The organism is Micromonospora sp. NPDC004704 (assembly GCF_053601675.1).
This window is the reverse complement of sequence record NZ_JBSGCD010000017.1, coordinates 117,296-131,848: the sequence shown is the minus strand read 5'-3', so window position 1 is coordinate 131,848 and position 14,553 is coordinate 117,296. Positions and strand designations below refer to the sequence as shown.

The following is a 14,553-nucleotide window of genomic DNA, read 5'->3' as shown; positions in this document are numbered from 1 at the left end:
GTGGCGGCACCGGCACCCCTCGCCGGCGCCGGCCGGGTCGCCGGGGCAGCCGCACTCATCGCCGTACTCACCGTGGCCAGTCGACTGGCGGGCTTCGGGCGTACCGGAATCTTCACCTGGGTCGTCGGCGACACCGATCTCGGCGGCGTCTACGTGGTCGCGAACACCGTGCCGAACATCGTCTTCGAGATCGTCGCCGGTGGGGCGCTGGCCAGTCTGGTCGTACCGCTGCTCGCCGGCGCGGTCGCGGCCGGTGACCGGCGTTCGGTCGCCGAAACCACCGGGGCGCTGCTGACCTGGACGGTGACGCTGCTGGTGCCGCTCGCGGTGCTGGTGGCGGTCTTCGCCGGGCCGATCGTGTCGCTGATCATCGGCGACCCGACCCCGGCCCAGCGCGACGCCGGTGCCGGGATGCTGAGGGTCTTCGCCCCGCAACTGCCGCTGTACGGGATCGGCATCGTGCTCACCGGCGTCCTCCAGGCCCACCGCCGGTTCGCCTGGCCGGTACTCGCCCCGCTGCTGTCCAGCCTCACCGTGATCGGCGTCTACCTGCTCTTCGGTGGGGTCGAGGGGCGGCACGCCTCGATCGCCCAGGTGGAGGTGAGCGGTCAGCTCATCCTGTCGATCGGGACCACCCTCGGCGTGGTGGTGCTCTCCGGGTGTCTGCTCGTCCCGGTGAGCCGGCTCGGGCTGCGGCCCCGACCCGGGTACGGATTCAGCGCCGAGAACCGGCGACGGATCGGTGGGCTCGCGCTGGCCGGGGCGGTGACCGTCACCGGGCAGCAGATCGCCCTGCTGGTCATGCTCCGCCTCGCCGCGGACGCCAGTGTCGGCAACCCGGTGGTGCTCAACCTCGCCCAGACCATGTACCTGCTGCCCTGGGCGGTGCTGGCGGTGCCGCTGGCGGTCGCCGCGTACCCGACCCTGGTCGCCGCGCACGCCACCGGGGACGAGGAGACGTTCCGGCGTACCCTCGCCCCGACCACGCGGGGTGTCCTGCTGCTGAGCTGCCTCGGCGCCGCCGCGCTGATCGCCACCGCCGAACCGGTCGCCCGGTTCTTCGACTTCGGCAGCGAGTCCGCCGCCGCGATCGCCGGGTTCGGGCCGGGGCTGCTCGGCTACGGGGTCTTCGCCGTACTGTCCCGCGCCCTGTACGCCCGGGGTGACAACCGGGCGGCGGCGGCCACCACGGCGGCCGGGTGGCTGGTCGTACCGGTCGCCGCGGTCGGCCTGTCCCGGCTCCTGCCGGACGCCGACCGGCTGGTCGCGGTCACCTCCGCCAACTCCCTCGGCATGCTCGTCCTCGGCACCCTCCTGGTTGTCGTCGTCGCGCGTCGGGCCGGCCGGTCGATGCTCGACGGGCTGGCCCGTTCGGCCCTGGTCGGCCTCGCCGCCGGTGCCGTCGCCACCCTGGCCGGCATCGCGGTGCTCCGATGGCTGCCCGGACTGTTCGCCGGCACCCCGGCGAAGGTGGACGCGCTGCTGCAGGGCATGCTGTCCGGAGTCGTCGTGGGGGCGGTGTTCCTCGCCGTTTCCTACCCACTGGACCGGCACGACGTACGGCCGATGATCGGTTCGGTGGGGCGGCGGCTGAGCCGACTGACCCGGCGGAAACGATCCGGTGGCGGCCCCGACGGGCCCCACCCCGGCCGGGGAGACGAAAAGGAGACGGTGTCGGGGTGAGCGCGAGGAGCGAGCGTTCCGGGGCGGCTCGCGTGGGACGCGGTCGCGCCGGAATGCGAGTAGAGCTTGCGAGCCCCGCAGTCGCGAACGGAAGGCCGATTTGGTGAGCGCGAGGAGCGAGCCGGGCGACGACGGCTGGGGCGGCTCGGTGGTCCTGGTCCTCGCCTCCAGCACCGGAGGCGTCGGCCAGCACATCACCTCGCTCGCCCGTGGCCTCGTCGCGGGCGGCACCACGGTCACCGTCTGCGGCCCGGCCGCGACGGAGCAGCAGTTCGCCTTCACCGCCACCGGGGCACGGTTCGTTCCGATCGAGATCCCCGCGAACCCGACCCCGGCCGATGCCCGCGCGGTCGCCGCGCTGCGCCGGGTCCTCGCCGGCCCCGTCGACGTGGTGCACGCCCACGGACTGCGCGCAGGCCTGGTGGCGGTGCTGGCCAGACCGACCCAGCCGCTCGTGGTCACCTGGCACAACGCGGTGCTCGCCGGTGGGCTGCGTGGTCGTCTCTCCCGCTGGGCGGAACGGATCGTCGCCCGGCGGGCCCGGGTCGCCCTCGGTGCCTCCGCCGACCTGGTCGAGCGGGCCGCCGCCCTCGGCGCCCCGGACGCCCGGCTGGCCCCGGTCGCCGCACCGGCGCTGCCCACTCCGACGCGTTCCCGCGCGGCCGTACGGGCCGAGTTCGGGGTGGCGCCCGACCAGCCGTTGCTGCTGTCGGTCGGTCGGCTGCACCCACAGAAGCGGTACGACGTACTGGCCGAGGCCGCGGCGCAGTGGCGTGACCTCGACCCGCCCCCCGTGGTGCTGATCGCCGGCAGCGGGCCGTCCTATCTGCCGCTGGCCGCACACATCTCCGAGGTGCGGGCACCGATCACCCTGCTCGGGCACCGTACCGACGTCGCCGAACTGCTGGCCGGGGCGGATCTCGCCCTGGTGACCAGCGACTGGGAGGCGCGTCAGCTCTTCGTCCAGGAGGCGCTGCACAGCGGCGTACCGCTGGTCAGCACCGCCGTCGGTGGCATTCCCGAACTGGTCGCGGACGCGGCCGTACTGGTGCCTCCGGGTGATGTCGACGCCCTCGACCGGGCGGTCCGCGACCTGCTCGCCGACGACGGACGCCGGGACGACCTGAGCCGGCGGGGGATCGCCCAGGCCGGGACCTGGCACACCGAGGCGCAGACCGTCGCCGAGATCAGCGCGCTCTATACCGAACTGGCGCCCGTCCCCGAGGTGCCGTCCGACACCTCGCCCGGCCGCGACCGGGGGCGCGGCCGATGATGTTGCGTCGACTGGTGCCGGTGCTGCTGACCGTGGCCGTCGTGGCGTCGGCCGTGGCGGCGCTGGTGGTCCGGCCGGCCGGGGGCGCCCCACAGCGCACCGCCGACTACGTGGTGGTGGCCGGGGTCGCCGGACTGCGCTGGGAGGATGTCAGCCCGCAGACCACCCCGACCCTGTGGCGGATGGCCGAACGCGGGTCCATCGGCTCCCTGTCGGTCCGCTCGGGGCGGCAGCCGACCTGCCCGGTGGACGGCTGGCTGACCCTCGGCGCCGGCAACTACGCCGCCTGGGACGGCGAGCCGGTCACCGGCGACTGTGCGGCGCCGCAGGTGACCGTCGAGCAGCCGGACGGGATCGGCGCCAACCTTCCCGGCCAGCAGGCCGTGGTGCGCTACAACAAGGAACGGCAACCGTGGGGGGCGATCCCCGGCGCGTTGGCCGAGTCGGTCCGGTGCACCGTCGCCGTCGGTCCCGGCGCCGCTATCGCCGCCGCCCGCCCCTTCGGCCGGGTCGACCGGTACGCCGCGACGCTGCCGGCCAACCCCGCCGAACTGCTCGCCTCGTGCGTGCTCAGCATCGTCGACCTGGGTGCCGTCACCGGCGACGACCCGGCCGTACGCGCCGCCGCCGCCCGCCGGGCGGACGCCGCCCTGGCCCGGGTGCTGGCGGCCCGACCGGCGCGTTCGCTCGTCCTGGTGGCCGGCATCTCCGACACCGACCAGACGTCCCGGCTGCACGTCGCGGTCGCCGACGGCCCCGGTTGGTCCGGAGGCTGGCTCACCTCGTCCGGCACCGGCCGCGACGGTTACGTCCAGCTCATCGACCTGGCGCCGACCGCGTTGGCGGCGGTCGGTCGGCCGATGCCGGAGCGGCTGTTCCTGGGGCAGGCGGCGACCACCTCACCGGGCCGCCCGTCCGACCTGGCCGCGGCGATCGCCCAACCCGCCGACGCCGATCGGGAGGCCGGCGCGCAACGGCGGGTGGCGAGCTGGTTTTTCGCCCTGCTGGCGGGCTTCCAGACCCTGCTCGCGATCGCGGTGCTCCCGCTGCTGCGCCGCGCCCGCCGACGCGCCGGACCGGTCGGTCCGGTCCCGGTGTCCCGCCGGGTGGTCGCGGTGGTCGAGGTGCTGCTGATCGCCGCCGCGTTGGCGATCCCCGCGGCCCTGGTCGCCGACGCGGTTCCCTGGTGGCGGTCCGACCACGGCGGCCTGTACTTCGGCCTGGTCACCGTGCTGGTCCTCGGTCTCGCCACCGCCGCGGTCCGGCTGGCGAAGATCTACGCCCGTACGCTCGGCCCGATGGGCAGCGTCGCCGGGCTGGCCGCGCTCGTCGTCGGGGTGGACGTGGTGACCGGCGCCCGGTTGCAGCTCAACGGGGTGGCCGGCTACTCGGCCCTGGAAGGCGGCCGGTACGCCGGACTCGGCACGGTCGGGCTCGGGGTTTTTGTCGCCGGCACCCTGCTCGCCGCCGGGTGCCTGGCGCAGCAGGTCCGCCGCAGTTGGCGCCCGGCGATCGTGGTGCTGGTCGGCGGCATCGGTCTGGTGGTGATCGGCAGCCCGTACCTCGGTGCGGACTCGGTCGGGGCGGTCGCGCTCACCGCCGGGGTGTGCATAGCCGCGGCGATGAGCACCGGCGGCTGGTTGACGCTGGGCCGGTTGGCCTGGGCGACCCTGGCCGGGCTTGCGGTGACCATCGGTTTCGCCGTACTCGACATGCGTCGGCCGGATGGCCAGCGGGGGAGCCTCGGCCGGTTCCTCGGCGCGGTCGCGGACGGTACGAGCGGCCTGACCGTGCACCGCTCCGGTACGGCGAACATGGACGCCCTGTTCGGCAGCCCGCTGACCGTACTGGCCCTGGTCGGTGCGGTGCTGGTGTGGTTCGCCCTGCTGCGCCCCTGGGGCGGGCTGAAGCGGCTGTTCGGCATCTACCCGGCGATCCGCGCCGGGATGGCCGGTATCGCCGTCGCCGCCCTGATCGGCGGGTTGCTCGGCGGTTCGGCCCTGGACGTGGCCGGTGCCGCCGCCGCGCTGGTCGTACCACTGGCGGCGCTGGCCGCGCTGCGGGTACTCGACCACGCGGCCGACCGTACCCAGCCGTCGGCCGACGGGGCCGCCGAGATCGGCCGGCTGCCGACCGAGCCGCCGACATCGGCGCCGCCAGTGCCGCCGTCGGGAGCGCCGTCGTCGTCCGACGCGCTGTCCTCGGAGCCGTCGGTGCCGTCGGTGCCGTCCGACACGTCGGAGGCGGCCGAGCCGTCTGTTCCGGACCCGGCGTCGGGTTCGGCCGGGGTTGCGCCGCCGGGGTCGGCCGAGCCGAGTCGGTCCCAGCCAGGGCGGTAGGTGGGTGCGACCGGCGGGGCGGGTCGCATTGGTGTTACCGTGGAATCCCGTGGATCGCGTGATCATTTTCCTGATCAACACGACGGTCTGCACGACCGCAACGGACGACCACGGGAGCAGGCGTTGGCGCCATCAGCACGGACGACCAAGCACATTTTCGTCACCGGGGGCGTCGCCTCCTCGCTCGGCAAGGGCCTGACCGCCTCCAGCCTCGGCAATCTGCTCACGGCGCGCGGCCTGCGGGTGGTGATGCAGAAGCTGGACCCGTACCTCAACGTCGACCCGGGCACGATGAACCCGTTCCAGCACGGTGAGGTCTTCGTCACCGACGACGGTGCCGAGACGGATCTCGACGTCGGCCACTACGAGCGGTTCCTCGACCGGGCCCTGTCCGGCAAGGCGAACGTCACCACCGGCCAGATCTACTCGGCGGTGATCGCCAAGGAGCGTCGCGGGGAGTACCTCGGCGACACCGTCCAGGTGATCCCGCACATCACCAACGAGATCAAGGCCCGGATCCGGGCGATGGCCGACGCAGACGACGACGGCCGTACGCCGGACGTGGTGATCACCGAGGTCGGCGGCACGGTCGGCGACATCGAGTCGCTGCCGTTCCTCGAGGCGATCCGCCAGGTACGCCACGACATCGGCCGGGACAACTGCTTCTACCTGCACGTCTCGCTGGTGCCGTACCTGGCACCCTCGGGCGAGCTGAAGACCAAGCCGACCCAGCACTCGGTGGCCGCCCTGCGCAACATCGGCATCCAGCCCGACGCCATCGTGTGCCGGTCGGACCGGGAGATCCCGGACACGCTCAAGCACAAGCTGTCGCTGTACTGCGACGTCGACCGGGAGGCGGTCATCGCCGCCCCGGACGCGCCGAGCATCTACGACATCCCGAAGGTGCTGCACAACGAGGGGCTCGACGCGTACGTCGTACGCCGGCTCGGGCTCTCCTTCCGGGACGTGGCCTGGCACGGCTGGGACGACCTGCTGGAGCGGGTGCACCACCCGCACCACACGGTCAAGGTGGCGCTGGTCGGCAAGTACGTCGACCTGCCGGACGCGTACCTGTCGGTGAGCGAGGCGGTCCGGGCGGCCGGCTTCGGTCACCGGGCCCGGGTGGAGCTGCACTGGGTGCCCAGCGACGAGTGCGTCAGCCCGTCCGGTGCCGCCGCGGCACTGGCCGGCGTCGACGGCATCGTCATCCCCGGCGGCTTCGGCGTACGCGGCATCGAGGGCAAGATCGGTGCGTCGCGGTACGCCCGGGAGAACGGGATCCCGATCCTCGGGCTCTGCCTCGGCCTGCAGTGCATGACGATCGAGGTGGCCCGCCACCTCGCCGGGCTGGAGGGCGCCAACTCGCTCGAGTTCGACGAGCAGGCCAGCCACCCGGTGATCGCCACCATGGCCGACCAGGAGGACATCGTCGCCGGCAAGGGCGACCTGGGCGGGACGATGCGGCTGGGCGCGTACCCGGCGAAGCTGACCGAGGGTTCGCTGGTCGCCCAGGCGTACGGCGACACCGAGGTCAGCGAGCGGCACCGGCACCGGTACGAGGTGAACAACGCCTACCGGGACGCGCTCACCAAGGCCGGTCTGCAGATCTCCGGCACCTCGCCGGACGGCCGGCTGGTCGAGTTCGTCGAGCTCGACCGGACGCTGCACCCGTTCTTCGTGGCGACCCAGGCGCATCCGGAGCTGAAGAGCCGGCCGACCCGTCCGCACCCGCTGTTCGCCGCGTTTGTCGGTGCCGTTGTCGCGTACTCGGCCGCCGACCAGCTCCCGGTGGAGCTGGGTGGGCCGACCGCGACCTCGGTGGCGGATCTGGAGCAGGCCGGCCCGGACACCATCGAACCGGCACCGCAGGCCCCCAGGACCGGCCAGAACGGCTCGGGACGCTCGGCGAAGGCGCGGTCGACCTCGTGACCGCCCCGGCACCCGGCGAGCACCGCTACGAGGTGCGTTCCCGGACGGAGCGGTACGCCGGGCGGATCTTCTCCGTGGTCACCGACGAGGTGACCATGCCCGGTGGCCGGGTGGCCCCCAGGGACTACGTACGGCACGTCGGCGCGGTCGGCGTGGTCGCGCTGGACGACGAGGGCCGGGTGGTGCTGATCCGGCAGTACCGGCACCCGGTCGGCCGGATGCTCTGGGAACTGCCCGCCGGCCTGGTCGACGTGGCGGGGGAGGCGCTGCCGGCGGCTGCCCTGCGGGAGTTGGGTGAGGAGGTCGACCTCACCGCCGACCGGGTGGACCTCCTGGTCGACCTGCACACCTCGCCGGGTGCGTCGACCGAGCTGATCCGGATCTTCCTGGCCCGGCAGCTCGCCGAGGTGCCGGTGGCCGATCGGCACGAGCGCCGGGACGAGGAGGCGGACCTGGAGGTGGTCCGGGTCGACCTCGACCGGGCGGTGGAGATGGTGCTCGCCGGCGAGATCACCAACGCGGCCTGTGTCGCCGGTGTGCTCGCCGCCGCCCGGGCCCGGGACGCCGACTGGGTCCCGCTACGCCCAGCGGACGCCCCGCTGCCCGGCTGACCGTCCTGCTCGCGGGGACGAACCGCTGCCGGTGGTGACCGGGCAGGGCCCCGAGAGGGGCACCAGCCGCGGGGACCGGGCACGCCCGATCCCGAGTGCGATCCGGGAGGCCGGTTCCCGCCGTCTGTTCGACGAGACGGCGGGGCCGGCCTTCCGGCGTTCGTACCGGTGTGGTCGGCCACGGCAGGGACCACGGGCTGACACATCGTCAAGATCAACCATCACTGGCTGTCACAATGGCGGCTGCCCGACCCGCCCGGCGGTTCTAGACTGCCGCCGGTGGTACTGCGGACCGCGACGGCAACGGAGCCGGTCGCGCGCAACGGCCGGGGCACGTCGACCCCGGAAGAAAGGTGTCTCATCGTGAAGGTCGGAATCCCACGCGAGGTCAAGAACCACGAGTACCGCGTGGCGATCACCCCGGCGGGTGTGCACGAGTTCATCCGGGGTGGCCACGAGGTGTTCGTCGAGGCCGGAGCCGGGATCGGCTCGTCGATCACCGACGACGAGTTCGTCACCGCCGGTGCGACGATCCTCCCCACCGCGGACGAGGTCTGGGGCGCCGCCGAACTGGTCCTGAAGGTCAAGGAACCGATCGCGCAGGAGTACCACCGGATGCGTCCGGGACAGGTGCTCTTCACGTACCTGCACCTGGCGGCCTCGAAGGAGACCACCGACGCGCTGCTCGACCGGGGCGTCACCGGTATCGCGTACGAGACGGTGGAGACCGCCGACCGGGCGCTGCCGCTGCTCGCCCCGATGTCCGAGGTCGCCGGCCGGCTCGCCCCGCAGGTCGGCGCGTACCACCTGATGCGCTCCGGTGGCGGGCGCGGCGTACTGATGGGCGGTGTCTCCGGCGTCTACGCCGCGAAGACCGTGGTGATCGGTGCCGGGGTCTCGGGCATGAACGCCGCCGCGATCGCGCTCGGCCTGCAGGCCGAGGTGCTCCTGCTCGACCGCAACGTCAACCGGCTGCGCCAGGCCGACGCCATCTACCGGGGCCACCTGCAGACGGTGGCCTCCAACGCGTACGAGATCGAGCGGGCCGTGCTCGACGCGGACCTGGTCATCGGCGCGGTCCTGGTGCCGGGCGCCAAGGCCCCGACGCTCATCTCCAACGAACTCGTCTCCCGGATGAAGCCCGGCAGCGTGCTGGTCGACATCTCGATCGACCAGGGCGGGTGCTTCGAGGACTCCCGGCCGACCACGCACGACAACCCGGTCTACCCGGTGCACAACTCGCTGTTCTACTGCGTGGCGAACATGCCCGGCGCGGTCCCGCACACCAGCACCTACGCGCTGACCAACGTCACCCTGCCGTACGCCCTGGAACTGGCCAACCACGGCTGGCGCGAGGCGCTGCGCCGGGACCAGGCCCTGGCCCTGGGCCTCAACACCCACGACGGGCAGGTCACCTACGGCCCGGTCGCCGAGGCACACGGCATGGCCAGCGTCGCCCTCGCGGACGTGCTGGCCTGAGCCGCCGCACCCGCTGACGCCGAAGGGATCCGAGCCTGACCGGACGAACGCAGGAAACCGGGGACGGGGCAGCACCGCAACCGTCCCCGGCCCTGCGTCGTGCCGTACGCGGCTACCTCGACCACCTCACCGTCGAACGTGGCCTGTCGGCGAACACGCTCACGGCGTACCGCCGGGATCTGGACCGCTACCTGGTCGAACTGGCCGGCGGCGGGGTCGACGACCTGGCCTCGGTCGCGCCGGCCGACATCACCGGCTACATCGCCCGGTTGCGCGACGGTGACGACCGGCACCCGCCGCTGTCCGCCGCCTCCGCCGCCCGCGCGGCCAGCGCGGTCCGCGGCCTGCACCGGTTCGCCCTGCGCGAAGGGCTGGTCGGCGAGGACGCCAGCCGCGACGTCCGACCGGCCGTGCCGACCCGCCGGTTACCCAAGGCCCTCGACGTGACCGAGGTGATCCGGCTGCTGGAGACGGCCGCACCGGACGGTCCGGCGGGCGCCGACGGGGTTCTGGCACTGCGCGACCGGGCCCTGCTCGAATTTCTCTACGGCACCGGCGCCCGGATCTCCGAGGCGGTCGGCGCGGCAGTCGACGACCTGGACCTGCCCGACGAGGGGACCGCGGTCCTGCACGGCAAGGGAGGCCGGACCCGGACCGTGCCGATCGGCGGGTACGCCACCGAGGCACTGCGCGCCTACCTGACACGTGCCCGGCCGCTGCTCGTCGCCGCCGGTCGAGGCACACCCGCGGTGTTCCTCAACAACCGTGGCGGGGCACTGTCCCGGCAGAGCGCGTGGACCATCCTCCGCAAGGCGGCACAGCGCGCCGGCCTGCCGGTCGACGGCCCGCGCGCGGTCTCACCCCACACCCTGCGCCACTCGTACGCGACCCACCTGCTCGACGGCGGCGCCGACGTCCGGGTGGTGCAGGAACTGCTCGGTCACGCCTCGGTGACCACCACCCAGGTGTACACGTTGGTGACAGTGGAGCGGCTGCGCGAGGTGTACGCTACTGCGCACCCCCGAGCCCGAGCCTGACCGGCGGATCTACCCGTGGCTTCTGCCGCGTCGACACGCCGGACCGGTGCCCGCGGGGGTGACGGGACGTGGCGTACAGTCGGGATCGGCGCGGGCCTCCTGGGGCGGCAATCGAGGTTCGTAGCGGCGCCGCGCGGGACGCCAAACGGCTCCGGCGTGCAGTCGTCGGAAGGGGGCGGACAAGCACATGGCTGGCAACGGTGACCGAGCCGAGGCGTGGACCTCCACACTCCGTGAGCAGCAGTCCGCCTTGGATTTCGGCAACGACCTCGCCCCCGCGGACCCGACCGCGTACACCATGCGCAAGCCCATCCCCGAGCCGATGCCGACCGACCGGCACGGGCCGGCCCGGATCCTGGCGTTGGCCAACCAGAAGGGTGGTGTGGGCAAGACCACCACCACCATCAACCTCGGCGCCGCGCTCGCCGAGTACGGCCGCAAGGTCCTGCTGGTCGACTTCGACCCCCAGGGCGCCCTCTCGGTCGGGCTGGGCGTCAACCCGCACAACCTCGACCTGTCGGTCTACAACCTGCTGATGCAGGACGACGTCACCGCCGAGGACGTCCTGATCAAGACCGACGTGGCCGGACTGCACCTGCTCCCCGCCAACATCGACCTCTCCGCGGCCGAGATCCAACTGGTCAACGAGGTCGCCCGGGAGATGGCCCTGGCCCGGGTGCTGCGTACGGTCCGCAAGGAATACGACTACATCCTGATCGACTGCCAGCCGTCGCTGGGCCTGCTCGCGATCAACGCGCTGACCGTGGCCCACGGCGTACTCATCCCGCTGGAGTGCGAGTTCTTCAGCCTGCGCGGGGTGGCCCTGCTGCTCGACACCATCGACAAGGTCCGCGAGCGGCTCAACTTCGACCTGGAGTTGGAAGGCATCCTCGCCACCATGTACGACAGCCGTACCACGCACTGCCGACAGGTGCTGCAACGCGTGGTGGAGGCCTTCGGCGACAAGGTCTACCAGACCGTGATCACCAAGACCGTGAAGTTCCCCGAGTCCACCGTCGCCGGTGCCCCGATCACCACGCTGGACCCGGCGTCGTCGGGTGCGCGCAACTACCGGCAACTGGCCCGCGAGGTGATCGCGCAGCAGGCCGAGCGGTAGCCGGCCATTGCCCACCCAACCCGTGGACTACGGTGCTCGGGTGACCGTCCAGCCCGCCGAGCCGCCGCCGGTTGACACAACCGATGCCGACGCCGCGCACCCGGACGATGTCACCCCGGCCGCCGCCGCGCAGGACGAAGCCGCCCCGGCCCCCGCGCCCGCCGAGGAGCCGGCGACCGGATTCACCGTACGGCTGGCCAACTTCACCGGCCCGTTCGACCTGCTGCTCCAGTTGATCGGCAAGCACAAGCTGGACGTGACCGAGGTCGCCCTGCACCGGGTGACCGACGAGTTCATCGCCTACATCAGGGCCATGGGCGACGAATGGGACCTCGACGAGGCCAGCGAGTTCCTGCTCATCGCCGCGACCCTGCTCGACCTCAAGGCGGCCCGGCTGCTGCCCGCCGCCGAGGTCGAGGACGAGGAGGACCTCGCCCTGCTGGAGGCGCGCGACCTGCTCTTCGCCCGGCTGCTCCAGTACAAGGCGTACAAGGAGGCGGCGAGTCACATCGCCGGCCTGGAGGCCGTCGGGTCCCGTCGCTACCCGCGGGCGGTCACCCTGGAGGACCGGTACGCCCAGGCCCTGCCCGACCTGGTCCTCGGCATCGGACCGGCGCGGCTGCTGAAGATCGCGATCAGGGTGATGACCCCGAAACCGGTGCCGGTGGTCTCCATCGCGCACATCCACGAGGTACGGGTCAGTGTCCGGGAGCACGCCGCGATCCTCCGGGACCGGTTGCGCCGGATGGGCACCGCGACGTTCCGGCTGCTCTGCGTCGACTGCGAGTCGACGCTCGAGGTGGTGGCCCGGTTCCTGGCCCTGCTGGAGCTGTACCGGGAGGGCCTGGTCGGCTTCACCCAGGAACAGGCCCTGGGCGAGTTGACCGTACGGTGGACCGGCTCGGCCGACGGCGGAGCCGAACTCCAGATCGACGAGTACGCCGGGTCGCCCGTACCGCCGGACCAGCCCGTACCGCCCGACCAGCCCGCATCGCCCGACCAGCCCGCGCCGCCCGATTCGCCGGAGTCCTCGGACGAGCCGGCGGTGGTGGCCGCTGTCGACGGTGACGGGGCCGAGCCCGGGGCGAGTGCCGAGGAGACGCCGTCGGGCTCGGCGCAGGCAAGCAGTGGTTCGACGGCGCAGGAGGACGTACCGCAATGACGAGCGACGAGCGTCGGGACGCCCCGGACTCCCTGGCCGACCAGGCCGCCGCCTGGGTGCCGCCATGGGCCCGTCCGGCCGCGGCGCCGGCCGAGCAGCCCGCCGACGTGGCTTATGCCGGCGATGCGGCTGAACCCGACGAGACTGTTGATCCCGCCGACGTGGTTGATCCCGCTGGCGTCACCGCAGAGTCCGTCGACGCCGCCGAGGTCGTGGCCCCGGACGAGCCTGTCGAGGAGCGCCCGGAAGAGACCGATCCGGTGTCGGCTCGGCCCGACGTCGGCGCCCGGGTGCCGGACGCCACCGCAACCAGGCCGGTGGCATCGTTGGTCCCGGCCGAACCGACGTCGGACGCCGTGGGGGACGGGGGACCGGAGGCCACCGGGGCAGGATCGTCGGAGGCGCCGGGGCTGGTCGACGAGGAACTGCGGGCGGCGCTGGAAGCGATCCTGCTGGTGGTCGACGAACCGGTCGCGGAGATCGTGCTCGCCGAGGTACTGGAGCAGCCGACGAATCGGGTCGCCGCTATGCTCGAACAGGTGTCCGGTGACTACACCGCAGCCGGACACGGCTTCGACCTCCGGCGGGCCGCGGGCGGGTGGCGGCTCTACACCCGTCCGGAATACGCCACGTACGTCGAACGGTTCGTACTCAACGGACAGGCGGTACGACTCACCCAGGCGGCGCTGGAGACCCTGGCGGTGGTGGCCTACAAGCAGCCGGTCACCCGGTCACGGATCTCGGCCATCCGAGGTGTCAACTGCGACGGGGTGATCCGTACCCTGGTCTCGCGTGGCCTGGTCGAGGAGTGCGGCAGCGAACCGGACAGCGGTGCCTTCCTCTACCGTACGACGACCATGTTCCTGGAGAAGCTCGGACTGAACACGGTCGACGAGCTTCCCCCGCTGGCCCCTTTCCTCCCCGACGACCTGGAAGAGATAGCCGATGCCCCGCGATGACAGCCGTACCCGTGTGACCCGCGCCGCAGGGAGGGCGAACGGTCCATCGAGTGGCGGCGGTGCCCAACGGGGGGAACCGGACGCGCGGGAGGGAACCGAGCGGCTGCAGAAGGTGCTCGCCGCTGCCGGAGTCGGCTCCCGCCGGGCCTGCGAGGACCTGATCTTCCGCCGCCGGGTCACGGTCGACGGCCGGGTCGCCCAGCTCGGCGACAAGGTCGACGCGGCCACGGCGGTGATCCACGTCGACGGCGAGCGCCTGGTCACCGACACCCGCCTGGTCTACCTGGCGATGAACAAGCCCCGCGGGGTGGTCTCGACCATGGCCGACGAGAAGGGGCGTACGGCGCTCGCCGACTTCCTCGACCGGGTGGAGGAACGGGTCTACCACGTCGGGCGGCTCGACGCCGACAGCGAGGGCCTGCTCCTGCTCACCAACGACGGCACCCTCGCCCACCGGCTCATGCACCCCTCGTACGGGGTGTCGAAGACCTACCTGTGCGAGGTGGCCGGACCCCTGCCCCGCTCCGTCGGCCGGCGACTCCAGGCCGGGGTGGAACTCGAGGACGGCCCGGCGCGGGTCGACTCGTTCAAGCTGATCGACACGCTCGGGCGTACCGCCCAGATCGAGATCACCCTGCACGAGGGGCGCAAGCACATCGTGCGCCGGTTGCTCGACGAGGTGGGGCACCCGGTGTCGCGGCTGATCCGGACCGAGATCGGACCGATCCGGCTGGGGGATCTGCGCGCCGGACGTACCCGTCGACTGACCAACGCCGAGGTCGCCGCGCTGTTCAAGGCCGTCGACGTCGACGACTGACCCCCGATGCGGCGTCCATGACGCCCGACCCCGGTACGGCGTCCGCCGCGCCCCTGGTCGGGTGGGCGTCGCATCACGAGGTGGGCGGCGTGCGGGGCATCGTGCCGGGGTGCGAATCCCGGTGGGATCCGTACGGGCGGGGTGATC

Annotated in this window: 11 protein-coding genes; all 11 read left to right on the top strand. The window is 72.8% G+C overall.

The genetic code is table 11. The annotated features are described in order from the left end of the window. Entirely contained in the window at positions 1–1,683 is a 1,683-nt protein-coding gene (gene murJ / locus ACWEFB_RS23100) for a murein biosynthesis integral membrane protein MurJ (protein WP_452288476.1), read from the top strand. Positions 1,684–1,786: 103 nt separating this feature from the next. After that, positions 1,787–2,956, top strand: a complete 1,170-nt coding sequence (locus tag ACWEFB_RS23095) for a glycosyltransferase family 4 protein (protein WP_452288474.1) — start codon at positions 1,787–1,789, stop codon at positions 2,954–2,956. Then, entirely contained in the window at positions 2,956–5,295 is a 2,340-nt protein-coding gene (locus ACWEFB_RS23090; protein WP_452288500.1) for a hypothetical protein, read from the top strand. Before ACWEFB_RS23095 ends, ACWEFB_RS23090 begins: the two co-directional genes overlap by 1 nt. Positions 5,296–5,418: 123 nt before the next feature. Then, the gene (locus ACWEFB_RS23085; RefSeq protein ID WP_452288472.1) at positions 5,419–7,224 is read left to right on the top strand and encodes a CTP synthase; all 1,806 of its coding nucleotides are present in this window, start codon (positions 5,419–5,421) and stop codon (positions 7,222–7,224) included. Continuing rightward, positions 7,221–7,835: an NUDIX domain-containing protein gene (locus tag ACWEFB_RS23080; RefSeq protein ID WP_452288470.1), complete on the top strand. Its 615-nt coding sequence runs from the start codon at positions 7,221–7,223 to the stop codon at positions 7,833–7,835. Before ACWEFB_RS23085 ends, ACWEFB_RS23080 begins: the two co-directional genes overlap by 4 nt. A 363-nt stretch (positions 7,836–8,198) precedes the next feature. Continuing rightward, a complete protein-coding gene (ald, locus tag ACWEFB_RS23075; RefSeq protein ID WP_326559371.1) occupies positions 8,199–9,314 on the top strand; it encodes an alanine dehydrogenase in 1,116 nt (371 codons plus the stop codon). 35 nt (positions 9,315–9,349) lie between these two features. Then, positions 9,350–10,351, top strand: coding sequence for a site-specific tyrosine recombinase XerD (locus ACWEFB_RS23070; protein WP_452288498.1), 1,002 nt, complete (start codon positions 9,350–9,352; stop codon positions 10,349–10,351). Between the two features lie 187 nt (positions 10,352–10,538). Further along, positions 10,539–11,468 carry a ParA family protein gene (locus ACWEFB_RS23065; protein WP_363599711.1) on the top strand — a complete coding sequence of 310 codons (930 nt, stop codon included), beginning with the start codon at positions 10,539–10,541 and terminating at the stop codon, positions 11,466–11,468. A gap of 40 nt (positions 11,469–11,508) precedes the next feature. Then, a complete protein-coding gene (locus ACWEFB_RS23060; protein ID WP_452288467.1) occupies positions 11,509–12,630 on the top strand; it encodes a segregation and condensation protein A in 1,122 nt (373 codons plus the stop codon). Continuing rightward, on the top strand, positions 12,627–13,589 hold the full coding sequence (scpB, locus tag ACWEFB_RS23055) for an SMC-Scp complex subunit ScpB (protein ID WP_452288465.1): 963 nt from the start codon (positions 12,627–12,629) through the stop codon (positions 13,587–13,589). Before ACWEFB_RS23060 ends, scpB begins: the two co-directional genes overlap by 4 nt. Continuing rightward, positions 13,576–14,406: a pseudouridine synthase gene (locus ACWEFB_RS23050; protein ID WP_452288463.1), complete on the top strand. Its 831-nt coding sequence runs from the start codon at positions 13,576–13,578 to the stop codon at positions 14,404–14,406. Before scpB ends, ACWEFB_RS23050 begins: the two co-directional genes overlap by 14 nt. The last annotated feature ends 147 nt before the right edge of the window (positions 14,407–14,553 follow it).

Excerpts from the sequence above, each read along its gene's own strand:
- ACWEFB_RS23090 (WP_452288500.1), top strand. The coding sequence starts at position 2,956 with ATGTTGCGTCGACTGGTGCCGGTGCTGCTGACCGTGGCCGTCGTGGCG.
- ACWEFB_RS23065 (WP_363599711.1), top strand. The coding sequence starts at position 10,539 with ATGGCTGGCAACGGTGACCGAGCCGAGGCGTGGACCTCCACACTCCGT.
- scpB (WP_452288465.1), top strand. The coding sequence starts at position 12,627 with ATGACGAGCGACGAGCGTCGGGACGCCCCGGACTCCCTGGCCGACCAG.
- ACWEFB_RS23050 (WP_452288463.1), top strand. The coding sequence starts at position 13,576 with ATGCCCCGCGATGACAGCCGTACCCGTGTGACCCGCGCCGCAGGGAGG.